The organism is Amycolatopsis sp. MEPSY49, assembly GCF_051337345.1.
Classification (GTDB): domain Bacteria; phylum Actinomycetota; class Actinomycetes; order Mycobacteriales; family Pseudonocardiaceae; genus Amycolatopsis.
This window is the reverse complement of record NZ_JBDLYJ010000003.1, coordinates 849,988-874,363: the sequence shown is the minus strand read 5'-3', so window position 1 is coordinate 874,363 and position 24,376 is coordinate 849,988. Positions and strand designations below refer to the sequence as shown.

Here is a 24,376-nt window from a genome sequence, read left to right as displayed (position 1 = left end):
TCCCGCCCCCGCGTTCGGCCACCTGGCGCAACGCACGCTTCGCCGTTACCCATCCGCGACAACTCCCGCGACGGTCGCCCATGACGGCGGCCCGTCCCCGGTCCTAGGCTGTCGGGCACTCTCTCCGATCTTCCCCGAAGGGACCACCCGGCATGACCGACCCCGTCGTCCCCACCACGTCCGGCGCGGTCCGCGGTCAGGTCACCGCCGCCGGCTTCGCGCTGTTCCGCGGCATCCCGTACGCCGCCGCGCCGGAGGGCGACCTGCGCTTCGCCGAACCCGTCCCGGCCCCGCCGTGGGAGGACGTGCGCGACGCGCTGAGACCGGGGCCGACCGCGCCGCAGCGCCGGCACGACGTCCCCGGGCTCGACCTGACTCCCCTCACCGGCGCCGGCTGGCGGCCGGGCCCCGAATACCTGACGGTCGACGTCTGGACGCCGCGGCTCGGCGCCGCCGGCCTGCCCGTGCTGGTGTTCGTGCACGGCGGCGCGTTCCTCGGCGGCACCGGGTCGGCGCCGGTCTACGACGGCACGTCGTTCAACCACGCCGGCGCGGTGCTCGTGACCGTCCAGTACCGGCTCGGCGTCGACGGCTTCCTGCCGCTGGACGGCGGCACGACGAACCTCGGGCTGCGCGACCAGCTCGCGGCCCTGCGCTGGGTCCGGGAGAACATCGCCGGGTTCGGCGGCGACCCCGGGAACGTCACGTTCTTCGGCGCCGCTTCGGGCGCGGTCAGCGTCGCCTGCCTGCTCGCTTCCCCGCTCTCGCAAGGGCTCTTCCACCGCGCCATCGTCCAGAGTGGACACCCGGACATGGTCCGCGACGGCGTCCAGGCGCGCCGGCTGGCCCGGGTGATCGCCGACGAGCTGAAGGCCGAACCGACCGCCGAGGCGTTCCGGAAGGTGTCGACCGAGCAGCTGCTCGACGCCCAGGACGCCGTCCTGCGCCCGGGCGGCGCCCCCGACCTGCGCGACGCGCTCGGCTACGACCGCGGGTACGGGCTCAGCCCGTTCCTCCCGGTGGTCGGCGACGACGTCCTGCCGCAGCACCCGGCGAAGGCGATCAAAGCGGGCGCGGGCCGTGACGTCGACCTCGTCGTCGGCAGCTGCAGCGAGGAGATGCGGCTCTACCTGGTGCCCACCGGCGCGCTCGACGCGGTGACCGACGACCAGGCCGTGGCGTCGCTGGCGGTGTCGCACCCCGACCCGGCCGGCGTGCTCGAGCGGTACGGCCTCGGCTCGGACGGGCCGGCGGGCGAGGTCCTCGTGGCGGCCCTGACCGACCTGGTCTTCCGCGACGGCGTGCGCGACCTCGCGGACAACCACGCCGGCCGGACCTTCCGGTACGAGTTCGAGTGGGGCTCCCCGTTGCACGACGGCGCGCTGGGCGCGTGCCACGGGCTCGAACTGCCCTTCGTCTTCGACGCGCTCGGGCCGCTGTCCGGACCGCGGGGCCTGCTCGGCGAGCACGCGCCCCGGGAACTGGCCCACGACCTCAACGGCGCGTGGTACCGCTTCGCCGCCACCGGGTCGCCCGGGTGGCCGGAGTACACGGGCGAAGACACGCTGTTCCACACGTACTGACCCCACCCCGCAAGCGGTTGACGACGCCCCCGCCGCGCTGCCAGGCTCAGACCGCCCGGACGGCCGGACGAAATGGGGACCACCGATGCCCGAGGCGGGCTCCGCCGCACCGCCGCGCGCGCTCGTTCGCACGCTGCTGCGCAGCGGCACACCCCCGGAACCCGCCGAGCCCCCGGACGAGAACAGCGACCTCGCCGCCGTCGGCGACGCGACACTCGCCCGGGCCGCGCGCTACTGGGTCGTGGTGCCGCTGACCTACCGGATCGCGGCGTTCGTCAAGGTGTTCATCGGGTTCGCCGCGGCCAACGGCAAGCTCGGGCTCGGCCCGGTGCTCGCCGCCACGGTGTTCGCCGTCGCGGCCAACACCGCCGCGGTGGCCTGGGTGCTGCGCGCGGGCGGCCTGCGGCACCGCGTCACCGGTCGCGCGCTCGCACTGGACCTGGCCGTCGGGGTACTGCTCAACGTCGCCGTCGCCGTGACGGCCCCGGCGTCGGTGCAGCCGTTCGCGGTCGACGTGTCGTGGACGTGGCTGGTCGGCGCGGTCGCCATGTGGGCGGGCACGTCCGGGCTGCCGTCGGCGTTGTGGCTGCTGGTGGCGGCCGCCCCGCTGCGGGCGCTTCTCACGCTGGCCGGCGGCCTGCCGCTGACCGACCAGCTCTCCGTGACCCGCTCGATCGGCTGCATGGTCGCGCTGGCGGTGGCGATCGTCATCGCCGCGGGCATCCTCATCCTGCTCGGCGCCGGTACCCGGTTCGCGGTCGACATCGGGATTCGGCGTGGGCGCGAGGCCGAGCGCCGCCGGACCCGGCGGCTCATGCACGACCACGTGCTGCAAACGCTGGAAGCGCTGGCCATCTCGGCGCCGGGCGACGACACGCACGCCGTGAGCCGGCTGTCGGAGGTGCGGTCGGTGGCCAAGGCGGAGGCCGCCGAGATCCGCCGCCGGATCACCGAGCCGGTGCCGACCGGCATGACGCGCGGGTTCGCGGTCGAGCTCGCCGACGTCGCGACCGAAATGGCGCGCGACGGCCTGCGCACCCAGCTCGTCGCCGCGGACTTCGCCGACGACCACAAGCTGTCCCAGGACCGCCGCACGGCGATGTGCGAAGCGGTGCGGGAAGCGTTGCGCAACACCGTCAAGCACTCCGGGACGAAGCAGGTCGTGCTGCGCGTGGAGGAGCGCGACGGCGGCATCGCGGTCGTCGCCCGCGACCAGGGCCAGGGCTTCGACGTCCGCGAGCGGCCACCGGGCTTCGGCATCACCCAGTCGATCGTGGCCCGGCTGGCCGAGGTCGGCGGCCACGGCACGGTGGACTCCCAGCCGGGCCGCGGCACCCGCGTGACGATGTGGGTGCCGGGCTAGGCAACGGCCGATGGGCGTGGTCGCCGCGCTGATCGCGCTCGGCCGGGCCCGCGTGCTGCCTGCGGTCCTCGACCGCGGGTCCGGACGTCTACGCCGGACTGGCCGACCTCGGTCTCGAGACCGTGCTTCCTAAGCCGCGCGCCGGGCGTCGCGCTCGGCGGCCAGGCTCGCGCGGCAGGCCGCGGTCAGCCGGGTGGTGGCGGCGCTGCCGCCGTGGCCGCAGCGCGGGCAGGTCATCGCGACCCGCTGGGTCAGCTCGTCGACGGCGACGCACAGCTCGGTGCGGCAGCCGCGGCACCAGCGGTGCCGGGTGACCGGGCTGACGTGCGCCGGCGAGGCGACGCACTGGTGGATCCACCGGCCGTGCACGTGGCAGGTCAGGCGGTCGTCCGGCGCCAGCAGGCCCATGTCCTCGGCGTCGTCTTCGGTGGCGAGCAGGACCGGCAGGCTGCGGACCCGGCTGCGAGTCGTGGTGGTCATCGCGTTCCCCTTTCCCTACCCGTTCGTCGAAGGGAGGCCCGCGGATTCGACAGCCGGACGCAGTTGGCCGGATCCCGGCGGTTTGTGGCATTTCAGCCACTCCCGGACGCCGGGTGCGGACCACTAGTTTCGGCGCGTGTCGAAAATCCTGCTCTCGGTCCACGTCCTGGCGGCGGTGCTCGCCGTCGGCCCGGTCGCCGTCGCGGCCAGCATGTTCCCCGCCGCCGTCCGGAAGGGCGACGTCAAGGTCGCGACGATGCTGCACCGGATCTGCCGCGTGTACGCCTACGCCGCCATCGCGGTGCCCGTGTTCGGGTTCGGCGTCGCCGGCACGATGCACGTGATGGGCGACCCGTGGCTGCTCACGTCGATCGGGCTGACCGCCGTCGCCGCCGCGGTGCTCGCGCTCCTGGTGCTGCCGCGGCAGAAGCGGTTCCTGGCCGAGGAGTCCACTTCGGACAAACTCGGCCGGCTCGCGATGGTCACCGGCGTGTTCAACCTGCTGTGGGCGGTGGTGACGGTGCTGATGATCGTGCGGCCGGGCTCCTCGACCGGCGCCTAGCCCGGGACGCGCACCGCGACGAAGTCCGGCCGGTTCCGCAGGGCGAACCCGAGCGAAAAGTAGAGCCGGATCGCCGAGGTGTTGCTCGCGGCGGCGTGCATCATCGGCGTCTCGCCGCGCTCGCGGATGCCCGCCGCCACGGCGAGCACGAGCCGCGTCGCGAGGCCCTGGCCGCGGTAGGCCGGGTCGGTGCAGACCGCGCTGATCTCCGTGTAGCCGGGCGGGTGCAGCCGCTCCCCCGCCATCGCGACCAGCGCGCCCTCGCGCCGGATCCCCAGGTACGTGCCGAGCTCGACGGTCCGCTTGCGGAACGGCCCGGGCTTCGTCCGCTCGACGAGGTCGAGCATCTCGGGCACGTCCGCGAGCCCCAGCCGCACGGCCTCCGGCGCCGGTGCGGCCGCGACGCCCTCGTCGACCAGCTGGACCCCGGGCAGCGCGTCGAGCACTTCCCAGCCTTCCGGCGGCCGGGCGGCGGTGGCGGCGAGCACGACGACCGCGCCCGGCCCGCCGAGTTCGGCGACGTCCTGCCAGTCCTGCTCGCCCGGGTCGTCGGGCAGGCCGAGGAAGGGCGCGATGTCCTCGGGGTAGCGCAGCACGCGCCCACGCCGTTCGGCGAAGCGGGCGTGCGGGCCGTTCAGCGACGTCCACGTCGGGTTGTCCAGCGGAGAAGCCATGCGTCCAGCATGCGCAAACCGCCGATCGTCCGGCGGCGCTCCCACATCCTGAGCAAGCGCTCAGCCGACCGTCGTCAGCTCCTCGTCCGAGAGCACGCCGGACCCGGCCGAGACGACCAGCCTGCCGCCGCCGACCTGGTAGGTGTAGTCCCCGTTCTTCGCGACGAAGCCGTCGCCCGAAGCCTGCGCCGGCAGCATGATGTGGGTGTCGTCCGAGGCCGCCTGCCCGCGGGCCTGGCCGTCGTAGAAGATCCGGCCGTCGGGCACCCGGCAGATCGTGATCAGCGACTTCGCCGTCTGCGCGACCAGCAGCGCGGTGCCCTGGCCACCCGGGAGGTAGCGGGCCGCGTCACCCGGGCACGGCTTCCCGTCCGGTGCCGCGGAGGTCGTCGTCGACGGCGGCGGGGTCACGGCGTTCGCGGTCGTGACCACGGTCTTGGTGGTGGGCACGGCGGGGGTGGTGTACGACGGGAACGGCCCGGCAGCGTCCGGCGACGGCTTCGGGCGGCCGGTGAACAGCAGGACCCCGCCCACCGCGACGCCGGCGACGAGCATGAGGGTCAGCAGCACCCACAGCGCCCGCGCGCGAGCCCGGCCCGGTGCCAGGCTCGCGCAGGTGCCGCACCGGCCGACGGCGGGGTCGTTGACCGCGCCGCACTGCGCGCACGTCCAGGGGGAACCCGCCATCGGGCCTCCTTCGCCCCGGCGCGGGAGCACGCCGGCACCTCATCGTCACCGACGAGAGCGCGGGCTGCAACGCCCCCGTTACCCCTGGTGGACGACGTTCACCATCCACGGGATGCCGAACTTGTCGACGCAGGCACCGAATTCGTCGCCCCACATCTGCTTTTCGAACGGAACCGTCACGGTGCCGCCTTCGCTCAGCTTGTCCCAGTAGCCGCGCAGGGTGCCGGCGTCGTCGCCGCTGAGGCTGACCGTGATGTTGGTGCCGGGGTGGTAATCCATGCCGGCCGGGGTGTCGGACGCCATGAGCGTGTAGCCGTGGTCGGTCTCCAGCTGGGCGTGCATGATCTTGTCCGCGTCCGCCCCTTCGGGTGACCCGAATTCCCCGAACGTGTTCACCTTCAGGGTGCCGCCGAAGACGCTCTTGTAGAACTCCATGGCCTGCCGCGCCTCGGCGCGGAAGCTCAGGTACGGGTTGAGCACGGAAGCCACTGCGAACTCCTTCTCCTCGAACGAGAGCAGCATCCTCGCAGAAGGCCGTGACCTCGACAAACGCGAGAATTTCAGACGACGAACCGGCGGTGCGCGTGCGGTTCCAACGGCAGCGCGCCGTGCAGCGCGGCGCGGGCGCGCAGCTCCAGCGCGCGGTCGAGCGGCGCGGCCCCGGCCGCCGCCGCGGTGTGGAACGTGCCGCGGTCGAACAGGTAGACCAGCGCGAGCTTGCGGTCGCGGCGCCCGGTCTGCTCGGCGAACTCGACCGTCGCCGACCGCAGGCAGCCGCCGTAGCCCGCCCGGGCCAGCCGGTCGGCGACGTCGACCAGGTCGCCGGTCAGCACGCGCAGGTCGTGGTTGCGGCGCCAGCACCGGACCGTCGAGCGGCCGTGCAGGTCCTGCGTCACCAGCGGGTGCACCGGCAGCCGCGCCGACGTCGCGGCGATCAGCTCCGCCTCCGTGCGGGCCAGCGCGTCCCCGTCCACCTTGAAGCCGACCGTGCCGCCGCCGGTGGGCGCGAGGCCGAGCGCGGCGCGCATCCGCGGGGCGGCCGAGGCGAGGGCGTAGAGGGACTGCAGGTGCGGGCGGGACGTCCAGCACCGGACGAGCTTGCTGTCCAGCAGGGTCACGACGATGTGTCCTATCTCGGGTAGAGAAAGACCGCCGGGCCGGGCGCACTGGCAATGTCCACAGTGGACGTCAGGCGCGGGGACGCGGGGTCGGAAAGGACAGCATGCGCCCGCGACCCCCGGTTCCCGGGGAGAACCACGCGATCACGCGGCGAACGGCAGCACTTCGCCGCCGAACGGTCACTCGGAGTCAGGTTCAGCCGATCAGCGGTATCCCTTTCGCCTCACGCGGTGGTGATCACGACCTTGCCGAAGTTCTCGCGGCTCCGGAACCGCTCGAGCGCCGCCGGGGCGTCGTCGAACGCGAACACGCTGTCGACCACCGGCTCGACCGGGCGCACCGCGAGCTGCCGCACGAGGTCTTCGGTGTCCTCCCGGCTGCCGACCCAGATCTTCCGCACGGTCGCGCCGCTGCGGAACAGGTCCATGAAGTCCACCGGCGGCCCTTCGGCGCCGACGAACCCGACGAGCGCGACGTCGGCGTGGTGCGTCCCGGCCGCGACGAGCGACTGCGCGAACGTGCCGGGTCCGCCGACCTCGACGATCCGGTCCGCGCCCCGGCCGCCGGTGGCGTCGAGGACCGCCTTGCCCCACTCGGGCGTCGCCCGGTAGTCGATCACGGTGTCCGCGCCGAGCGCCGTCAGCTTCGCCGCCTTCTCCGGGCTGGACGTCGTCGCGACCACCCGCGCGCCGAGCACCTTCGCCAGCTGCAGGGCGAACAGCGACACCCCGCCGGTGCCGAGGGTGAGCACGACGTCGCCCGGCCGCACGCCGGCGAGCGACGTCCAGGCGGTGACGGCGGCGCACGGCAGCGTCGCGCCTTCCTCGCAGGTGAGCGAATCCGGCAGCGCGACGAGCGCGTGCTCGGAGACGGCGCGGTACTCGGTGAGCCAGCCGTCCTGGCCGTTCCCGTAGCCGACCAGCGCGTCCGGCAGCCGACCGGCGATCCAGTTCGAGTGGAAAGCGTTGACCACCCGGTCGCCGGGCGCGAAGCGCGTGACACCCTCGCCGACCGCGGCGACCTCGCCCGCCGCGTCGGAGAGCGGGATGAGGGCGCGGGGCGCGTTGGTGAAGTGGACGCCGTCGAGGATGAGCAGGTCCCGGTAGTTCAGCGACGTCGCCCGGACCCGGACGAGCACCTCCCCGCGCTGCGGCTCGGGCACGGGCTCTTCCCACCGGACCAGGCGGCCGGACTCGGGACGGTAAGCGCGCACCGGAACCTCCTCATGTTAACCAAATGGCTAACATCGACCATGGCACAGCCGCCCGCGCTCCGGCAACCGAGGGATACTCGGACCATGGCCAGCCGCACCGCGACCCCCCTGGAGCACCCGGCCCTCGAGGACGTCTCGTTCGCCGAGGCCCTGGAAGCCCTGCGCGACCCGCACCGGCTGGCCATGGTCGCCGCCCTCGCCCGCGAACCCGGGCAGTCGTGCGGCGCGATCATGCCGCCGGTCAGCAAGCCCGCGGCGTCCCGGCACTTCAAGATCCTGCGCGCGGCCGGCCTGCTGAAGCAGTGGGACAGCGGCACGCAGCGGCTCAACGCGTTGCGCCGCGAGGAATTCGACGCCCGTTTCCCCGGCCTGCTCGACCTCGCCCTCGCCGAAGCCGCCCGCTGATCCGGGATCTTCCGCGCCAACCAGACATTTAGCGTTGCTAATAGTTCTGGGTCAGAGCTACTTTGGCGGCATGACCGAACTCGCCGACCGGCTCCTGGGCGCCGTCCAGGGGATCCGCCGCGTGGTGCGCCGCCGGGTGCGCGCCGACGTGCCGGGCTTCCCGCTGCCCGGTGCGCAGGTGGAGGTCCTGCGCGTGGTCGCCGACCAGCCCGGCATCGGCGTCGCCGCGGCCGCGCGGGAGCTGCACCTGGCCGCCAACTCCGTCAGCACGCTGGTCAACCAGCTCGTCGACGCCGGCCTGCTGCGCCGCGAGCCCGACCCCGCCGACCGGCGCGCCACCCGGCTGGAGATCACCGGCGCGGCGCGCGAGCGGATGGCCGCCTGGCGGCGCGCCCGCACCGGACTCGTCGCCGACGCGCTCGCCGGACTGTCCGAAGAGGACACCGCGGCGATCGAGCAGGCGTTGCCGGCACTGGAAAAGCTCATGGGCATCCTGAAGGAGCAGCCATGACCGAACCCGCGGTGCGGTGCACCGGGCTCAGCCACTCGTTCGGCACGACCCGCGCGGTCGACGGCGTCGACCTGGAGATCGCGCCCGGCGAGGTGTTCGGCCTGCTCGGCCCGAACGGCGCCGGCAAGACCACGACGCTCCGGATGATCACCACGCTGCTGCCCACCGCGCCGGACCGCATCACCGTCTTCGGCGTCGACGTCGCGCGCCGCCGGATGGCCGTGCGGCGGCTGATCGGCTATGTGCCGCAGCAGCTGTCCGCCGACGGCGCGCTGACCGGCCGCGAGAACGTCGCGTTGTTCGCCCGGCTCTTCGACGTCCCCCGCGCGCGGCGCGACGACGAGGTCCGCCGCGCCCTGGACCTCGTCGGGCTGGCCGACGACGCCGACCGCGTCGCGAAGGGCTATTCGGGTGGCATGATCCGCCGGCTCGAGCTCGCCCAGGCCCTGGTCAGCTCGCCGCGGCTGCTGATCCTCGACGAGCCGACGATCGGGCTCGACCCCGTCGCCCGCTCCGCGGTGTGGGAGCGGATCACGCAGATCCGCACCGACACCGGCATGACCGTGCTCGTCACCACGCACTACATGGACGAGGCCGAGCAGTACTGCGACCGCGTCGCGCTCATGCACACCGGCCGGATCCGGGCGCTGGGCACCCCCGCCGAGCTGGAGACCGACCTCGGTCCGGGGTCCACATTGGACGACGTGTTCCGCGCGGTCACCGGCGACCGCCTCGAAACCGACGAAGGAGGGATCCGCAGTGTCCGTGCCGCTCGCCGCACCGCCCGCCGTCTCGGCTGACCCCGGCCCGCTGCGCCAGGCGCGCATCCTCGCCGCCCGCGTCGGCGCGATGTGCCTGGTGGAGCTGCAGAAGCTCCGCCGTGACCAGACCGAGCTGCTCACCCGGGCGATCCAGCCGGCCCTGTGGCTGCTGATCTTCGGGGAGACGTTCACCCGGCTGAAGGCGATCCCGACCGGCTCGACGCCCTACCTCGACTACCTCGCGCCCGGCATCCTCGCGCAGTCCGCGCTGTTCATCTCGATCTTCTACGGCATCCAGATCATCTGGGAACGCGACGCGGGCGTGCTCGCCAAGCTCCTGGTGACGCCGACCCCGCGGGCCGCGCTCGTCGCCGGGAAGGCCTTCGCCGCCGGGGTGCGCGCACTCGTCCAAGCGCTGATGGTGCTGGTCCTGGCCGCGATCCTCGGCGTCGGGCTGACCGTGAACCCGCTGAAGCTGCTCGCCATGGCGGTCGTGCTCGTGCTCGGGTCGGCGTTCTTCTGCTGCCTGTCCATCGTGATCGCCGGCATCGTGCTGTCGCGCGAACGGCTGATGGGCATCGGGCAGGCCATCACGATGCCGCTGTTCTTCGGCTCCAACGCGCTGTACCCGGTGGACCTGATGCCGTCGTGGCTGAAGGTGCTCAGCCACGTCAACCCGCTGAGCTACCAGGTCGACGCGCTGCGCGGGCTGCTGATCGGCACGCCCGCCCACCTCGGGCTCGACTTCGGCGTGCTGGCCGTCGCGACCGTCGCCGCGATCGCGGTCGCTTCGGCGCTGCTGGGCAGGTTGGCCCGTTGAGGCACATGTCTCACCGAACGGAAGCTTCATTCCCCGATGGCTAATCTCGGTTCCGTGAATGGTCGTCCTGGCGTGGTCTCTTTTGCCGGTTTGTGCGTTCTCGCCGGAATTCTGGTGGCGGGCACGATGGCGCCCGTCGCGCTCGGCGCCGGCCTGCTGTCGAATCAGGTGAGCGATTCGGTGGACGCCATTTCCGCTCAGCTCGCCGCGGCGGACCCGCCGCTCACCACGACGGTGACCGACCGCGACGGCACGCCGATCGCGACGCTCTACGCGCAGTACCGGCTCCCGGTCACCGCGGCCGGGATCGCGACGACGATGAAGGCCGCGATCATCGCGGTCGAGGACCGCCGGTTCTACACCGAAGGCGGTGTCGACCTGCAGGGGATGCTTCGCGCGGCAGTCAACGACAGCACCGGCGGCGCGCTGCAGGGCGCGTCGACCATCACGCAGCAGTACGTCAAGAACTACCTCGTGAACGTCGTCGACCGCACCGACCCGGTGGCCCAGGCGGCCGACCGCGAGGACTCCGTCGCGCGGAAGCTGCGGGAGGCCAAAATGGCCGTCCAGCTCAACGACACCACGAGCAAGGACGACATTCTCGCCGATTACCTGAACGTGGTGGAATTCAGCGGCACGGTGTACGGCGTCGGCGCGGCGGCGAAAGCCTATTTCGGGACGACAGCGGACAAACTGACCGTTCCGCAGGCGGCACTGCTCGCCGGAATGGTGAACAACCCGAGCATCTACAACCCGTACACGCACGCGGACAAAGCGCTGCAGCGCCGCAACCTCGTCATCGACGACATGGTCACCAACGGGTCGCTGCCCGCGTCTTACGCCCCGACCGCGAAGGCGGCGCCGCTCGGCGTGCTGCCGAACGGGCCGGTGGCGCCGTCCTCGACCTGCCTGGGCGCGGCGCCGGACGCCGGGTTCTTCTGCGCCTACGCCGAAAGCTACCTCGTGCACGCCGGGTTCACCGCGGACCAGCTGGCCACCGGCGGGTACACGATCAAGACCACGCTCGATCCCCGCGTCTCACAGGTGGCGAAGGACGCCGTCGACGCGAACGTGCCGACCACCCAGGACGGCGTGGCGAACACCTTCGCCGTCGTGCAGCCGGGTTCGGCCGGCCACCAGGTGCTCGCCATGGTCGCCAACCGGAACTACGGCACCGATCCCGCGCAGGGCGAGACGTCCACGGACATCGTCGCGGACGCGAGCAACGAGTTCGGCGCCGGTTCGTCGTTCAAGATCTTCACCTCGGCCGCGGCGCTCGTCACCGGCAAGGCCGGCCTGGAGACGCCGCTGCCCAACCCGGACAGCCAGTGCTTCCCCGTGCCCGACTCGCATTCGGCTTGCTACACCGTCCACAACGACGGCCACTACGCGGACCCGATCACCCTCGCCGACGGCCTGGCGACGTCGCCGAACGTCGCGTTCGTCGGGCTGGAGAGCCAGGTCGGGCTGCCCGCCGTGCTCGACATGGCCTACAAGCTGGGGCTGCGCAACACCCTCGCGACCAACGACGCCGGTGCCGTGCCGGATCCCTCGTCGAGCAACCCGCAGTACAGCGAACCGCAGTCGAAGTACTTCCAGAACCTGCTGTCGTTCACCCTCGGCAACAGCCCCGTGAGCCCGCTGGAGATGGCGAACGTGTCGGCGACGCTGATGAGCGGCGGCGTCTGGTGCCCGCCGGACCCGATCCTGTCGGTGACCGACCGGAACGGAAACGCCGTCGCGGTCCCGCGGCAGGCGTGCGAGCAGGTCATCCCGACCGGCGTCGCGAACACCCTCGAAGCGGGCCTGAGCAAGGACACGACGAGCGGTACGTCGGCCGAAGCGGCGCGCGCGGCCGGCTGGACCCGGCCCGACATCGGCAAGACGGGCACGACGCAGCAGAGCGAATCCGTCGCGTTCGTCGGCGGCGTCGACGGCTACGCGGTGTCGTCCATGGTCTTCGCCGACGGGCCGCGCCCGCGCGAGATCTGCCCGGGCACACCGGTCCACCTGGGCAACTGCGGCCACGGCGCGTTCGGCGGCACAGTCGCCGCGCCGCCGTACTTCCACGCGATGAGCCAGTTGCTGGCGGGCGTGCCGGACCAGCCGATCCCCGGGCCCGACCCGGCTTACCTGACCGCGCGGAACTAGCGCGGCTCGAGGAAGACGAGCGGGATCTCGCGCTCGGTCTTCGTCTGGTACTGCGCGTAGTTCTTGAACTGGCCGGAGATCTTCGGCCACAGCTTCGCGCGCTCGCCGGCGTCGGCGACGCGGGCGCGCATCGGCCGCTTCGGCGCGCCCTTGAGCGACACCTCGACGTCGGGGTTGTCACGCAGGTTGAGGAACCACGCGGGGTGGGTGTCGTCCCCACCGCGCGAAGCGACGACGACCAGCTTCTCGCCGTCCTGGTGCGGGGAGGTCAGCAGCACGGTCCGCGGCTGCCCGCTCTTGCGGCCGATCGTGGTGAGCTCCAGCACCGGCATGCCGGCTTGCCAGCCCACCCGCCCGCCGGTGAGCTTGATCAGGCCGCGGTGCACCGCGTTCATGGTCTTGAGGGCGAAATCGCTCGGCATGATCACAATCTAGTCCCCGAGTTCGGCGAAACCGCCACGCGGCCGCGTCCCGGTGTGCCAGGCTGCCCGGCGAACGGAAGACCTGGGAGAAAGAAGTACCGATGCTGATCTGGGGCTGGCGGACGCGGATCTACGTGCTGGCGATGACGACCTTCCTGTGCGGCCGGTGCGGCAACCCCGCCTCGCACGCGGTGCGGAAGGCGGTCACGAAGTTCACCCTGTTCTTCATCCCGCTCTTCCCGATCAGCGTGAAGTACTCGGCGCAGTGCACGTTCTGCGGGATCGAGAACCGGATCCCGAAGGAGGACGCCGTCCGCCTGCAGGCGCAGGAGGAGCAGGGCCAGCAGCAGAGTGCCCAGCCGGGCTACCCGCAGCAGCCGCCGTCGGGCGGATTCCCGCAGCAGGGTTTGCCGCAGGGTTCGCAGCAGCCGCCGCACCCTTCGCAGCCGCAGGGGTTCCCGCAGCCGCAGCACCCGTCGCAGCAGCAGTACCCGGGCCAGTTCCCCCAGCAGGGTCAGTGACCCCAGCGTCCATTTCGGACATTGAGGTAGCGACCGGGACGAACTTCGCCATCCGGCGCGCGATCGAGACCCGGGTCCCGGCGAACCGCCCGTAGGCGCGGCGAGCAGCACTACGTCGGCCGTCCCGTGCGGCCGGCCGATGCCGCCCGCCGGTTCGCGTGGTTCGCGTTCCGCGACCTCCAGCGCAAGACCACCCATCCGAGTGAGATCCGTGGCGGCGTGCACGGCGGCGACGACCGCTTTCACGTCCTCCTCCCGCGGCGCGTGCGGGGCCGGCAGCGCATCCGCCTGGTCCTCGCACGCGGCCCCGGGCGCGGCGATCACGGCGGCGTCTTCCCGCACCCGTCCGCCCAGCGTGCGGTCACTTTCCCGGACGCACCGCGTGGCCGCTCAGAACGCGATCGCGACCGGCGCGCAGAGGTCCGCCGGCCGCTGGGCGAGCGTGCCCAGCTCCTTCTGAAACGCCGCCGGCACGGCGGCGGGAAACCAGCCCGGACGGGTACCGGCAGCTCGCCGCCCGGCCCGGAACTGTCGGACCCCCGTGCTCTCCTCGTCGGCGAGAGCGGTGCACCCCGCACCCGGAGGAGAAGGAGGAGCCCGATGGCAGGCGAAACGCTGGTGACCGTGGTCGGCAACCTGACGACCGACCCCGAGCTGCGGTTCACCCCGTCCGGCGCCGCGGTCGCGAACTTCACGGTCGCGTCGACCCCGAGGACGTTCGACCGCGATTCCGGCGCTTGGCGCGACGGCGACGCGCTGTTCCTGCGCTGCAACGTGTGGCGGCAGTACGCGGAGAACGCCGCGGAGTCCCTGCGGCGCGGAGCCCGGGTGATCGTGCAGGGCCGGCTGAGACAGCGGTCGTTCGACACGAAGGAGGGCGAGAAGCGCACGGTGACGGAGCTGGACGTCGACGAGGTCGGCCCGGCCCTGCGCTACGCCACGGCCACGGTGACCAGGCTGAGCCGGGCCGCGAGCGGCGAGGCGACCAGTTCGTGGACGCCGGAGCCGGTGGCCGCCGGCGCGGAGCCTCCGTTCTGAGTCGACCCGGGCTCGACCGCCGGCGGTGACCATGGCGGGAAACTTCTGTCGAAATCCCGGCAGCTGGTTCGACGCATGAGTGAGACGAGGTCGAACCACGAGCGGGAGGGACCGAGATGAACGAGCAACCCGGAACACCGGCCGTACGCCCCCTGGTGAACCACCGCATGCTGGCGATGCTGCGAGCGGTCGGAGCCGGCCGAGGCCGGGTGTCGTGCAGCAGCGAGCCGGACTTGTTCATCGACGGCCTTTCGTGCGGCGACCAGTTCGCGGCCCACGCACTGGCCCACCAGGGCCTGGTCCGCGCGGCCCGGCCCGGTGTGCCGGGCGAGCTGGTCCCGGCGATCTTGACGGCGGAGGGCCAGGCGATAGTGGCGGCCCGCCAGCAGCACCACGCCGCCTGAAGAGGCGACGCGAAGCTTGACAACTCCAGAAAGCGAAGGCGGCCATGTCGGCGCCCGGCGGGCAGGGTCAGCGACGCCGGTGGACGCCATCCGGCCGACCTCCGACCCGCCTTCGGCCCGGCCCGGGTCGGGCCAGGCCGGGCGGGCGGGGTTCCGGAGCCCATCGGCGTCCGCCGCCGGGTCCGCGGTTATCCGGCCGGGTCGTCCGCCGCCGGCCAGACGCCACCGAGCCCGGCCCGCCCACCGCCGGCCCCGGCCACCTCGCAGCCGAGCCCCGGCGAGCGACGCGACTACCGTGGCGGACATGAGCAACACCGAGGCCGCCCCCGCCGAGCTCGCCTGTGGTGACCGGCCCACGGCCGCCGATCCCGAGCACCCCGCCGTCGAAATCCTCACCCCGCGCGAGGTGCCCCTCGGCGGCCCGCGCGCGATGCGAGTCCGGCGGACGCTCCCCCAGCGGTCCCGGTCGCTGATCGGCGCCTGGTGCTTCGCCGACCACTACGGCCCGACCGACGTCACCGGCGCGATGGACGTCGCCCCGCACCCGCACACCGGCCTGCAGACCGTGAGCTGGCTGTTCGCCGGCGAGATCGAGCACCGCGACAGCCTCGGCACCCACGAGCTCGTCCGCCCCGGCGAGCTCAACCTGATGACCGGCGGCCACGGCATCTGCCACTCGGAGGTCTCGACCCCGGCGGCGAAGACGCTGCACGGCGTCCAGCTCTGGGTGGCGCTGCCCGAACGCCACCGGCACACGGCCCGCGCGTTCGACCACTACGTGCCCTCGGTGAACCGGATCGAGGGCGCGGAAATCCGGGTGTTCCTCGGGTCCCTGGCCGGGCGCACCTCCCCGATCCCGACCTACACCCCGCTGCTGGGCGCGGAGATCGTGCTGGGCCCGGACGCCCACATGTCCCTCGGCGTCGACCCCCGCTTCGAGCACGGCGTCCTGGTCGACACGGGCGACGTCGTCGTCGCGGGCACCCGCGTCCGCGCGGCGGAGCTGGGTTACGTCGGCATCGGCGTGCGCTCGCTGACGTTGAGCAACCGCGGCACGGCGCCCGCCCGGTTCCTCCTGCTCGGCGGCACCCCGTTCGACGAAGAGATCCTGATGTGGTGGAACTTCGTCGGCCGGACCCACGAGGAGATCGCGGCGTTCCGCGAGGCGTGGGAGGCGGAGTCCGACCAGTTCGGCAGCGTCACCGGCTACACGGGCACGCCGCAGCGGTTGCCGGCGCCCCCGCTGCCGGCGGTCCGCATCAAGCCGCGCCGGAACCCGGCGTCACACCAGGAAACCCGTGACAGCTGACCCGAACCCGGCGGCGTCGTCCAGCCAGGGGTAGTGCGCGGCGCCGGGCAGGACGACGACCCGGCCGTCCGGGAAGAGCCCGGCGAACTCTTCGGCGACGGCCGGGCTCGCGATCCAGTCCAGCTCCCCGGCGAGGACCAGCACGGGAGCCTCGACAGCTCCGAGCGCGGCCCGGGTGACCTCGGGCTCGAAGGCGCCCTCGGAGTTGTAGACGCGCGCGGCGGCGCCGTTGCGCTGGCCGGCCTCGGTGGCTTGGTGCCGCCGGGCGGCGTCGTCCCAGCGGCCGTAGTACATCGGCGCGACGGCGGCCCAGTCGGCGCTGGTCGCCGTCCGCGCGGCGATCGCGTCGTAGGCCGCCGCGGCGGCGTCGAACCACGGCGCACCGGCCCGCCGGGCCATGATCCGCCGCCGGTCGTCGACGGACAGCTGCAACCCGACGGCCCGCGGGCTCGGCGCGGCCAGCACCAGCCGCCGCAGCCGGCCGGGGTACCGGGCGGCGTAGAGGACGGCGAGGCTGGCCCCGGCCGAGTGCCCGAGCAGGTCGAGCCGGTCGAGGCCGAGGTGCTTGCGCAACGCCTCGACGTCTTCGACCTGCCGATCGCACCGGTAGGTACCGGGATCGGCGGGGACGTCGGAGTCGCCGGTCCCCCGTGGGTCGAGCACGGCAAGCCGGGCGCCGAGCCCGCCGAGGTCACCGAGATAGGCCCCGGCGCGCATGGGGCCGCCGGGCAGGCAGACCACGAGATCGCCACCGGAACCGAGAAGACGAACGGAGAGCGCGGTCCCGTCCGGCGCGGAGAAGATCGGCATCCCCGACCCTGACACTCCCGAGGCGACCCGGGCAACCCTCGCGGGGTGCGAAACGGCGGGCCGAGACCGGGCCACGGTACCCACCGGCCCGGCCGAGCCACCCGCGCGCGCCGACCCGGAAGCCCCTGGCAACGCCCGGTCACCGCTCCCGCGCGAGATATGCCTCCAAGGTCGCCAGCCGGTGCTCCCGCGCGCACTGCTCGACCTCCGCCGGTCCACCGCCGCCTTCGATCAGCGCGAGCAACCGCTCGTGCTCCTCGACCGACGCCGGTGCCCGGCCCGGGACCGACGCGAACGTGCTGTCCCGCACCGCCGCGAGCCGCGTCCAGCACCGCTGCACCAGATCCACCAGGTTCGGGTTCGGGCAAGCGCTGAACAGCACCTCGTGGAACTCCGCGTTCAGCGCGGTGAACGTCAGCGGGTCGAACTCGGCCAGGCTCCGGCGCATCCGCTCGTTCAGCGCCCGGGCGCGCGCCAGGTCCGCCGGGGCGAGCAGCGGTGCGGCGAGGCCGGTCGCCGCGCCCTCGACGATCGCCACCGTCTGCATCGCGTGCCGGTACTCCGTGGGGTCGATGGCCACCACCCTGGCCCCGACGTTCCGCTCGAATTCGATCAGCTCCTCGGCCTCCAGCCGGCGCAGGGCCTCGCGGACCGGCACCGCGCTGACCTCGAGCTCGCGGCCGATCTGGTCGAGCACCAGCCGGTACCCGGGCCCGTAGCGGCCGTCGAGGATCCTGGCCTTGATCGTCTCGTAGGCCAGCTGGGACTTCGTGACCGGTCTTCCCGAGGACGCGCTGATCATGTAGGAAACCATATATGGTCCCGTCGACGGATGACGCCCAGGAGGCCGCGCCGATGCCGAGTTCCCCGCCCGCCCCCACCGCGGCCGACCTGATCGTCGACGGCCTGCGGGCCCACGGCGTCGACACCGTCTTCGGGCTGCCCGGCGTGCAGACCTACGACCTGTTCGACAGCCTGGCCCGCGCCGGCGAGGACATCCGGGTGATCGGCGCCCGGCACGAGCAGACCGTGGCCTACATGGCGTTCGGCTACGCGCAGGCGACGGGGCGCACCGGCGTCTACACCGTCGTGCCCGGCCCCGGCGTCCTCAACTCCTCGGCGGCCCTGCTCTCGGCGCACGGCGCGAGCGCCCCGGTCGTGTGCCTGACCAGCGAGATCCCCCGCGCGTACCTCGGCCGCGGGCTCGGTCACCTGCACGAGATGCCCGACCAGCTGGCCACCCTCCGGACGATGACCAAGTGGTCGGCGCTGGTCGAGCACCCGGCCGAGATCCCGGACGCGCTGGCGACGGCTTTCCGCGAAGCCGCGGGCGGGCGGCCGAGGCCAGTCTCGCTGGCGGTGCCGTGGGACGTGCTGGGCCTGCGTGGCCCGGCCGAACCCGTCGGTCCGCGGCCGCTCCCGCGCCCGGTGGTCGACGCGGCCGCCGTGGCGCAGGCCGCGGACCTCCTGAGCGGCGCGAAGCACCCGATGATCATGGTGGGCGGCGGTGCCCGGCACGCGGCCGCCGAGGTCCGGGCACTGGCCGAACGGCTGCAGGCGCCGGTCGTGCCGTTCCGCGGCGGGCGGGGCATCGTCGGCGACGACCACCCGCTGGGCTTCACCTGCGTCTCCGGCTTCGAGCGGTGGGCCGAGACCGACGTCGTGATCGGTATCGGGTCACGGATGGAGCTGTCCTGGTTCCGCTGGCCCGACAAGCCCGCCGGCCTCAAGACGATCCTGCTCGACATCGACCCGCGGCAGGCGACGCGGCTCGAGGCGGACGTCGCGATCGTGGCCGACGCCGCCGACGCCACGGCCGCGCTCGCCGAAGCCGTCGGTCCACAGAGGACGGACCGGACCGCGGAGTTCGCCGCCCTGAAGGCAGCCGTGGCCGAGCGGTTCGCCGACGTCGGACCGGAACTGGAGTACCTGCGGGCGATCCGGGACGTGCTGCCGCGCGACGGCTTCTTCGTCGAGGAGATCTGCCAAGTCGGCTTCGCGTCCTACTTCGGGTTCGAGGTCTACTCGCCGCGCACCTTCGTCACGTGCGGCCACCAGGGCACGCTCGGCTTCGGCTACCCGACGGCACTCGGCGTGCAGGCGGCGTTCCCCGGCCGGCCGGTGGTGTCGGTGGCCGGGGACGGCGGGTTCATGTTCGCCGCGCAGGAGCTGGCCACGGCCGTCCAATACGGACTGAACGTCGTGGCGGTCGTGTTCGACAACGGCTTCTACGGCAACGTCCACCTCGACCAGGAGCGGCTGTTCGAAGGCCGCGTGCTCGGCGGCCGGCTGCGCAACCCGGACTTCGCCCGGCTCGCCGAGACGTTCGGCGCGCTCGGCCTGACCGCACGCACGCCGGACGACCTGCGCGGCGCGCTGGACAAGGCGTTAGCCGCGGGCCGGCCGGCGCTGGTGCACGTGCCGTGCGAGCTGGGCGCCGGCGCCTCGCCGTGGAAGTACCTGATGCCGAAGTCGGACCGCAGCTAATCAGCGGCCAAGCGGTCGAGGGCGGCGAACACGCGGTCGACGTCGGCGGCGGTCGTGCGCCAGTTGCTGAAGGCGGCGCGCAGGGCCGGGCGGCCGTCGTACACCGTCGGGGTCAGGAACGTGGTGCCGTCCTCGGCGATGGCGCGCACGAGGGCATCGATGTCCCGTTCGCCGGCCGGGGCGAAGCAGACGACGTTGAGCCGCACGGGCGCGAGCAGCCGCCAATGCGGCGAGCCGTCGAGCCGCGCGCCGAGGTCCCGGGCGAGCGACACGCAGCGCTCGACGATCTCGCGGTGCCCGTCCCGGCCGTAGGCCACGAGCGAGAACCAGGCCGGGAGGGCGCGCAGCCGGCGGGAGTTCTCCGGGGTGAGGTGCAGGAAGTCCGGTGTCTCGCCGATCTCGCCGAGGTAGGCGGCGTTGTTGCCGAACACGCGCAGCTGCAGGTCGCGCCGGCGGGTGAACTGGACGGCGGAGTCGTAGGGCACGTTGAGCCACTTGTGCAGGTCGACGACCACCGAGTCGGCCTGGTCGAGGCCCGCGGTCAGCGCCGCGTGCTCCGGTGACAGGGCGGCGAACCCGCCGAACGCGGCGTCGACGTGCAACCAGAAGCCGTACCGCTGCTTGAGCGCGGCGATCGCGCGCAGGTCGTCGAAGTCGACGGTGTTCACGGTGCCCGCGTTCGCGACGACGACGGCGGGCCCGTCGAGCGTTTCGAGCACCTCGGCCAGCTTGCCGACGTCGACGGCTTCGCGGCCCGGCAGCACCGGCACCTTCCGTAGCGCCGACCGGCCCATCCCGAGGAACGACAACGCCTTCAAGACGCTCGAGTGCGGCGAGCCGGACAGCACGGTGACCGGGCCGAGCGCGGCGGCGCCGTCTTCGGACACCGAAACCCCGGCGCGTTCACCGAGCCACTCGCGGGCAATGGCGAGGCCGGTGACGGTGGACATCGTCGCCCCGGTGACGAACGCGCCGGAGAACTCCGCGCCGAGCCCGAACAACTCGGCCAGCCAGCCGACGGTCTCACGCTCCAGGTGCTGTGCCGTGGAGTCCAGGCCACTGGCGGGGTTCTGGTCGTAGGTGGCGGTGAGCCAGTCTCCGGCGAGCGCCGCCGGGGTCGCGCCACCGGTGACGAACCCGAGGTAGCGCGGCCCGGCGCTGCCCGCGAACCCGGCTTCCCAGCGCCGCGAGAACTCCTCCAGCGCACCCCGCGCCCCGGCGCCTCCGAGGGGCAGCGGCGCCCGGGCGACGTCCCCGGGCGGAACGGCGGCCGGCCGTTCAGGCAGCCCGGCCAGCGCCTCGCCGGCGAGCTTCCGCGCGGCGTCGAGCAGGTCGGGCAGGGAGTTCAGGTCTTCGGCGAGCCTCGGATGCACGCGCCCGACGCTAGGCGCCGCGAACAGCGCTGTCGCGGGCCAATCCGCCGAAACTGGCCCCCGCCGGAGTCAGCGGCGCAGGAGCCGCCGGACGCGGGCCTCGGCCGGGTCGAACGCCACCCGTCGCAGCGGTCCCACCAGCAGCACCACCACCGCCAGCGCCGACAGCGCGGCGAGCACCATCGCGGCCACGAACTGGGCGGCGCCGGACGTCGCCGTCCCGAGCACCAGGTACCCCACCAGCACCGGGGCGACCGGTGCGAGCAGCCCGCACAGCACCGGCACGGGCGGCACCCGGTCACCGTCGGGGCGGCGGGCGGACACCACCGCCGCCCCGGCGCAGGTGACCGCGGCGACCAGGAGGCAGCCGCCGACGGTGTCGCTCAACCGGTGCCAGCCCAGCGCCACGGTCGCGGCCGAGACCCAGGCGACGCCGACGCCGCCGAGCACCAGGGCCTGCGGGCGGTAGCGGCGCGGCAGGACGATCGCGAGCGCCACCAGCACGGCCATCGCCGCGCTGACGTGCCCGCTCGGGAAGCTGTTGTGGGCGGCGACGCCGAACCGGTCGCCGGTGCTCGGCCGGTCCAGGACGTACAGCTTGAGCAGCTGTGCCACCACCAGCGGCGCGGTGAGCAGGAACAACGCCGTCACCCCGAGGGCGAACCGGCGCCGCACCAGGGCGATCACCACCACGAGCACCGCCACGCCGCCGAGCAGGACCACCTGGTCGGCCTGCCGCAGCGGGCCGGCCCAGTCCACCGTGGTCCCCGCGGACTGGGCGCTGCGGACGACGCCGTTCTCGACGCTGCGGCCGGCCTCGGTGCGGACGAAGAGCACGTAGGCCGCGACGAAGGCGAAGGCGAACCCGGCCGCGCTCGCCGCGAGCACGGCGGTGCGGGACACAGCCTGGGTCACGAGCGGGTGGCGGACGGGAGCGGGTCGCGTCTCGGAGATAGTCACTGCCATGTCCCCGAGTCTGGTGACGGCATTTCGGGATCCCGTCAGCGCGATGTCATGGTTTTGCTACAAGATCCGCCCGGGTCGCCACGACGTGCGCTTTTCCGAATAATGGCGCCGTGGCCGAGGTACTGGTGGTAGAAGACGACGCGGCGGTGCGGGAAGGACTGCAGCTGGCCCTGCGCCGGCAGGGACACGTGGTGCACACGGCCGAATCGGGTGAGCTCGGCATCGAGGTGCTCGTGCGGCACCGGCCCGACATCGTCGTGCTCGACCTGATGCTGCCCGGCATGGACGGCTTCGAGACCTGCCGCCGGATGCGGGCGTCCGGGCCGATCCCGATCATCATGCTCACCGCGCGCAGCGACGACTTCGACGTCGTGGCCGGGCTCGAAGCGGGCGCGGACGACTACGTCGCCAAGCCGGTCGAGCCCCGGGTGCTGGACGCGCGGATCCGGGCCGTGCTGCGGCGGGCTGTCGCCGAGCGGCCGGGCGAGCCGCCGGAACCCGAGGAACGCCACGGCGACCTGGTGATCGACCGGGCCGGGCTCGAGGTGACCAAGCGCGGTGCCGCCGTGTCGCTGACCCCGACCGAGCTGAAGCTGCTGCTGGAGCTCTCGCGCACGCCCGGGCAGGTTTACAGCCGCCGGCAGATCCTCTCCGCCGTCTGGGACCACGACTACCTCGGCGACTCCCGGCTGGTGGACGCGTGCGTGCAGCGGCTGCGCGCGAAGATCGAAGACGTGCCGGCGAGGCCGGAGTACGTGCAGACGGTCCGGGGGTTCGGCTACCGGTTCGGCCGGTCGTGATCCGGCGGATCCGCTCGTGGCTCGCCGGGCTGCGGCCCCGGCTGGTCGCCGCGTTCGCGGTCATCATGATCCTCGGCGCCACCGCCGCGGCCGGCGCGAGCTACGTTTCCGCGCGCAACGCGATCCTCGAAGGCATCCAGGACCAGACGATGCTGAAGCTGCGCGACCAGATAGTCGCGTACCTGCCGACCGTGTCGCTGCCGCCGACCCAGGCCACGCTCGACGCGTTCGCGGCCGCGCTCAAGCCCAGCGGCGCGCTGGTCGTCTACCACGACCTGCACTCGTCGTCGGGCATGGCGCCGCAGGACGTGCCGGGCGCTTTGCGCGAGGCCGTGGCGAGCAGCACGAACATCCAGTTCCAGCGGGTCGTCGTCCAGGGGTTTCCGATGTTCTTCGTCGGGATCCCGGTGCAGACGGGGTCGGGGCGGACGAGCGGCATCGAGGTCTACGCGATGACGCCGCTGGGCCAGCAGCAGGCCGCGATCGAGGAACTGACCCGGACGGCGTGGCAGACGGCCGCGCTCGCGCTCCCGTTCGCGGTGGCGGTGGCGCTGCTGGCGGCGCGGCAGGTGCTGCGGCCGGTGCGCGCGCTGAACACCGCGGCGGACCAGCTCGGCCGCGGCCGGCTCGACGTGCGGCTGCACGTCAAGGGCTCCGACGAGCTCGCGCAGCTGGTCACGACGTTCAACCACACCGCCGCGGAGCTGGAGCGCACGGTCGGCACGCTGCGGGCGATGGAGGCGGACGCGCGGCGGTTCGTCGCGGACGTCTCGCACGAGCTGCGGACCCCGCTGGCGGCGATGAACGCGGTCACCGACGTCCTCGACGAGGACGCGGACAAGCTGCCGGCGGACACCGCGGTGGCCGCGCGGCTGGTCTCGGCGGAGACGAAACGGCTGACGCGGCTCGTGCAGGACCTGATCGAGATCTCCCGGTTCGACGCGGGCCGGGCCGAGCTGCGCCGGGAGGAGCTGGACGTCGCCGCCGCGGTCACCGACAGCCTCACCGCGCGCGGCTGGCAACCCGGGGCCGAAAACTCCGGCGTCGTGGCCGACCTGCCGGCGGGGATCACGGCCGCGCTCGACCGGCGGCGGCTGGACATCGTCGTGGCGAACCTCGTCGGCAACGCGCTGCGGCACGGCGCGCCGCCGGTCGAGGTGGTGCTGCGGGCCGACCCCGGTGCCGTCGTGCTGACCGTCACCGACCACGGCCCGGGCATCCCCGACGAGGTGCTCCCCCGGATCTTCGACCGCTTCGCCAAGGCGGACACGTCCCGGGCGCGGTCCGAGGGCAGCGGGCTCGGGCTGTCCATCGCGCGCGAGAACGCGCGGCTGCACGGCGGCGACGTCGTCGCGGCCAACACCGGCACCGGCGCCCGGTTCGAGCTGCGCCTGCCCCGCGAGGCCGGGTCCGGGGAGGCGCGGTGAAGAAGCTCCTCGTCCTGGCCGCGGTCCTGCTGCTGAGCGCGTGCGGCGTCAAGCCGACCGGCGTCGTCCCGGCCGGGCCGGCGCCGACGCTGCGCAACCCGGGCAGCCCGGGGCGCGATGCCGAGGTGATCCTCTACTTCGTCCTCGACGGGCGGGCGGCCCCGGTGACGCGCCCGGTCGGCACCGAGGTGGGTGCCGACGCGGCCTTGTCGATGCTGCTGGACGGACCTTCCGAGGCCGAGCGCGCCGACGGGTACGTGACGGCCCTGCCGCGCCGGGCCGGCTCGATCGCGCTGGTCCCCGGTCCGCCGGCGACGATCACCGTCTCGTTCCCGCTGAAGACCCTCGGCGCGGTCGGGGTCAACCAGCTGGTCTGCACGGCGTTCGCGGCACTGGCGGCCGACGGCCGGTACTCGATCGACGGCACCCTCGCCGTCTCCGGGCCGGACGTCCAGCTGCCGTACCAAGCGTGCCAGGCGTCCTGACCACT

27 protein-coding genes are annotated in these 24,376 nt (G+C 73.3%); 16 read left to right on the top strand and 11 right to left on the bottom strand.

Annotated elements, in window-relative coordinates; genetic code table 11:
• Positions 1-152: 152 nt before the first annotated feature.
• Together ABFJ78_RS18470 and ABFJ78_RS18465 are read left to right on the top strand one after the other, a co-directional pair.
• Positions 153-1,583, top strand: a complete 1,431-nt coding sequence (locus ABFJ78_RS18470) for a carboxylesterase/lipase family protein (RefSeq protein WP_436387565.1) — start codon at positions 153-155, stop codon at positions 1,581-1,583.
• Positions 1,584-1,668: 85 nt separating this feature from the next.
• Entirely contained in the window at positions 1,669-2,946 is a 1,278-nt protein-coding gene (locus ABFJ78_RS18465; RefSeq protein WP_436387564.1) for a sensor histidine kinase, read from the top strand.
• Between the two features lie 129 nt (positions 2,947-3,075).
• On the opposite strand, the gene ABFJ78_RS18460 is transcribed toward ABFJ78_RS18465, so the two are convergent.
• Complete coding sequence (locus tag ABFJ78_RS18460; RefSeq protein ID WP_372667059.1) at positions 3,076-3,426, bottom strand: hypothetical protein; 351 nt, start codon at positions 3,424-3,426, stop codon at positions 3,076-3,078.
• A 136-nt stretch (positions 3,427-3,562) separates the two neighbouring features.
• Here ABFJ78_RS18460 and ABFJ78_RS18455 point away from each other — a divergent pair, with 136 nt between their 5' ends.
• Positions 3,563-3,988: a DUF2269 family protein gene (locus tag ABFJ78_RS18455; RefSeq protein ID WP_436387563.1), complete on the top strand. Its 426-nt coding sequence runs from the start codon at positions 3,563-3,565 to the stop codon at positions 3,986-3,988.
• On the opposite strand, the gene ABFJ78_RS18450 is transcribed toward ABFJ78_RS18455, so the two are convergent.
• The 5 genes from ABFJ78_RS18450 to ABFJ78_RS18430 all read right to left on the bottom strand — a co-directional run bounded on the left by ABFJ78_RS18450 (position 3,985) and on the right by ABFJ78_RS18430 (position 7,681).
• Complete coding sequence (locus tag ABFJ78_RS18450; protein ID WP_436387562.1) at positions 3,985-4,662, bottom strand: GNAT family N-acetyltransferase; 678 nt, start codon at positions 4,660-4,662, stop codon at positions 3,985-3,987. The genes ABFJ78_RS18455 and ABFJ78_RS18450 overlap by 4 nt on opposite strands.
• Before the next feature lie 60 nt (positions 4,663-4,722).
• Positions 4,723-5,349 carry a hypothetical protein gene (locus tag ABFJ78_RS18445; RefSeq protein WP_436387561.1) on the bottom strand — a complete coding sequence of 209 codons (627 nt, stop codon included), beginning with the start codon at positions 5,347-5,349 and terminating at the stop codon, positions 4,723-4,725.
• A 78-nt stretch (positions 5,350-5,427) separates the two neighbouring features.
• Complete coding sequence (locus tag ABFJ78_RS18440) at positions 5,428-5,838, bottom strand: VOC family protein (protein ID WP_436387803.1); 411 nt, start codon at positions 5,836-5,838, stop codon at positions 5,428-5,430.
• Positions 5,839-5,909: 71 nt separating this feature from the next.
• Complete coding sequence (gene pspAB, locus ABFJ78_RS18435) at positions 5,910-6,467, bottom strand: PspA-associated protein PspAB (protein WP_436387560.1); 558 nt, start codon at positions 6,465-6,467, stop codon at positions 5,910-5,912.
• Between the two features lie 224 nt (positions 6,468-6,691).
• Entirely contained in the window at positions 6,692-7,681 is a 990-nt protein-coding gene (locus ABFJ78_RS18430) for a zinc-dependent alcohol dehydrogenase family protein (RefSeq protein ID WP_436387559.1), read from the bottom strand.
• Positions 7,682-7,765: 84 nt separating this feature from the next.
• Between ABFJ78_RS18430 and ABFJ78_RS18425 the strand changes: the two genes are divergently transcribed.
• The 5 genes from ABFJ78_RS18425 to ABFJ78_RS18405 all read left to right on the top strand — a co-directional run bounded on the left by ABFJ78_RS18425 (position 7,766) and on the right by ABFJ78_RS18405 (position 12,329).
• Entirely contained in the window at positions 7,766-8,086 is a 321-nt protein-coding gene (locus ABFJ78_RS18425; protein WP_436387558.1) for an ArsR/SmtB family transcription factor, read from the top strand.
• 70 nt (positions 8,087-8,156) lie between these two features.
• A complete protein-coding gene (locus ABFJ78_RS18420) occupies positions 8,157-8,597 on the top strand; it encodes a MarR family winged helix-turn-helix transcriptional regulator (protein ID WP_436387557.1) in 441 nt (146 codons plus the stop codon).
• Positions 8,594-9,397, top strand: coding sequence for an ABC transporter ATP-binding protein (locus ABFJ78_RS18415; protein ID WP_436387556.1), 804 nt, complete (start codon positions 8,594-8,596; stop codon positions 9,395-9,397). The genes ABFJ78_RS18420 and ABFJ78_RS18415 overlap by 4 nt, the downstream gene beginning before the upstream one ends.
• The gene (locus ABFJ78_RS18410; RefSeq protein WP_436387555.1) at positions 9,357-10,178 is read left to right on the top strand and encodes an ABC transporter permease; all 822 of its coding nucleotides are present in this window, start codon (positions 9,357-9,359) and stop codon (positions 10,176-10,178) included. Before ABFJ78_RS18415 ends, ABFJ78_RS18410 begins: the two co-directional genes overlap by 41 nt.
• A gap of 36 nt (positions 10,179-10,214) precedes the next feature.
• Positions 10,215-12,329 carry a transglycosylase domain-containing protein gene (locus tag ABFJ78_RS18405; RefSeq protein ID WP_436387554.1) on the top strand — a complete coding sequence of 705 codons (2,115 nt, stop codon included), beginning with the start codon at positions 10,215-10,217 and terminating at the stop codon, positions 12,327-12,329.
• Here ABFJ78_RS18405 and ABFJ78_RS18400 read toward each other — a convergent pair.
• Complete coding sequence (locus ABFJ78_RS18400; protein WP_436387553.1) at positions 12,326-12,751, bottom strand: nitroreductase/quinone reductase family protein; 426 nt, start codon at positions 12,749-12,751, stop codon at positions 12,326-12,328. The genes ABFJ78_RS18405 and ABFJ78_RS18400 overlap by 4 nt on opposite strands.
• A gap of 101 nt (positions 12,752-12,852) precedes the next feature.
• Here ABFJ78_RS18400 and ABFJ78_RS18395 point away from each other — a divergent pair, with 101 nt between their 5' ends.
• The 4 genes from ABFJ78_RS18395 (at position 12,853) to ABFJ78_RS18380 (ending at position 16,023) form a co-directional block, all read left to right on the top strand.
• The gene (locus ABFJ78_RS18395) at positions 12,853-13,272 is read left to right on the top strand and encodes a zinc-ribbon domain-containing protein (RefSeq protein WP_436387552.1); all 420 of its coding nucleotides are present in this window, start codon (positions 12,853-12,855) and stop codon (positions 13,270-13,272) included.
• A gap of 600 nt (positions 13,273-13,872) precedes the next feature.
• Positions 13,873-14,310: a single-stranded DNA-binding protein gene (locus ABFJ78_RS18390; protein ID WP_436387551.1), complete on the top strand. Its 438-nt coding sequence runs from the start codon at positions 13,873-13,875 to the stop codon at positions 14,308-14,310.
• A gap of 116 nt (positions 14,311-14,426) precedes the next feature.
• On the top strand, positions 14,427-14,714 hold the full coding sequence (locus tag ABFJ78_RS18385) for a hypothetical protein (RefSeq protein WP_436387550.1): 288 nt from the start codon (positions 14,427-14,429) through the stop codon (positions 14,712-14,714).
• A gap of 304 nt (positions 14,715-15,018) precedes the next feature.
• A complete protein-coding gene (locus ABFJ78_RS18380) occupies positions 15,019-16,023 on the top strand; it encodes a pirin family protein (protein ID WP_436387549.1) in 1,005 nt (334 codons plus the stop codon).
• Here ABFJ78_RS18380 and ABFJ78_RS18375 read toward each other — a convergent pair.
• Complete coding sequence (locus tag ABFJ78_RS18375) at positions 15,997-16,833, bottom strand: alpha/beta fold hydrolase (protein ID WP_436387548.1); 837 nt, start codon at positions 16,831-16,833, stop codon at positions 15,997-15,999. The two genes, ABFJ78_RS18380 and ABFJ78_RS18375, sit on opposite strands and share 27 nt — an antisense overlap.
• Before the next feature lie 139 nt (positions 16,834-16,972).
• Entirely contained in the window at positions 16,973-17,647 is a 675-nt protein-coding gene (locus tag ABFJ78_RS18370) for a GntR family transcriptional regulator (RefSeq protein ID WP_436387547.1), read from the bottom strand.
• Positions 17,648-17,688: 41 nt separating this feature from the next.
• On the opposite strand from ABFJ78_RS18370, the gene ABFJ78_RS18365 reads away from it, so the two are divergent.
• Complete coding sequence (locus ABFJ78_RS18365; protein WP_436387546.1) at positions 17,689-19,320, top strand: thiamine pyrophosphate-dependent enzyme; 1,632 nt, start codon at positions 17,689-17,691, stop codon at positions 19,318-19,320.
• Here the strand turns inward: ABFJ78_RS18365 and ABFJ78_RS18360 are convergent.
• On the bottom strand, positions 19,317-20,693 hold the full coding sequence (locus ABFJ78_RS18360; protein WP_436387545.1) for a pyridoxal phosphate-dependent decarboxylase family protein: 1,377 nt from the start codon (positions 20,691-20,693) through the stop codon (positions 19,317-19,319). The genes ABFJ78_RS18365 and ABFJ78_RS18360 overlap by 4 nt on opposite strands.
• 69 nt (positions 20,694-20,762) lie before the next feature.
• Positions 20,763-21,659 (bottom strand): phosphatase PAP2 family protein, encoded by an 897-nt coding sequence (locus ABFJ78_RS18355; RefSeq protein ID WP_436387544.1) that lies wholly within the window; start codon positions 21,657-21,659, stop codon positions 20,763-20,765.
• Between the two features lie 110 nt (positions 21,660-21,769).
• On the opposite strand from ABFJ78_RS18355, the gene ABFJ78_RS18350 reads away from it, so the two are divergent.
• From ABFJ78_RS18350 to ABFJ78_RS18340, 3 genes are all read left to right on the top strand, one after another.
• Entirely contained in the window at positions 21,770-22,459 is a 690-nt protein-coding gene (locus ABFJ78_RS18350; protein WP_436387543.1) for a response regulator, read from the top strand.
• Positions 22,460-22,524: 65 nt separating this feature from the next.
• Entirely contained in the window at positions 22,525-23,886 is a 1,362-nt protein-coding gene (locus tag ABFJ78_RS18345; RefSeq protein WP_436387802.1) for an ATP-binding protein, read from the top strand.
• Positions 23,883-24,371 (top strand): hypothetical protein, encoded by a 489-nt coding sequence (locus ABFJ78_RS18340; protein ID WP_436387542.1) that lies wholly within the window; start codon positions 23,883-23,885, stop codon positions 24,369-24,371. The genes ABFJ78_RS18345 and ABFJ78_RS18340 overlap by 4 nt, the downstream gene beginning before the upstream one ends.
• The last annotated feature ends 5 nt before the right edge of the window (positions 24,372-24,376 follow it).